Source organism: Streptomyces sp. WELS2 (assembly GCF_013870595.1).
Classification (GTDB): Bacteria; Actinomycetota; Actinomycetes; order Streptomycetales; family Streptomycetaceae; genus Streptomyces.
Genome location: NZ_JACBWZ010001401.1, coordinates 1 through 373 on the forward strand (window position 1 = coordinate 1; position 373 = coordinate 373).

At 66.2% G+C, this 373-nt stretch carries 1 protein-coding gene; it reads left to right on the plus strand.

The features are described from left to right. The coding region (locus H5J33_RS36610; protein ID WP_258565657.1) for an alpha-amylase family glycosyl hydrolase at positions 1–373 on the plus strand (373 nt) is incomplete at both ends.

Genomic DNA, 373 nt, shown 5'->3' on the forward strand with positions numbered 1-373 from the left:
ATCCCGCAAGAACCCCGACGGTCCCTACGGCGACTACTACATGTGGGCCGACGACGACAAGCAGTACCAGGACGCGCGGATCATCTTCGTCGACACCGAGGCCTCCAACTGGACCTTCGACCCGGTGCGCGGCCAGTACTACTTCCACCGCTTCTTCTCGCACCAGCCCGACCTCAACTACGAGAACCCGGCCGTCCAGGAGGAGATCCTGGCCGCCCTGCGGTTCTGGCTGGACCTCGGCATCGACGGCTACCGCCTGGACGCGGTCCCCTACCTGTACGCGGAAGACGGCACGAACTGCGAGAACCTGCCCGCCACCCACGAGTTCCTGAGGCGGGTGCGCCGCGAGATCGACGCGCTCTACCCGGACACC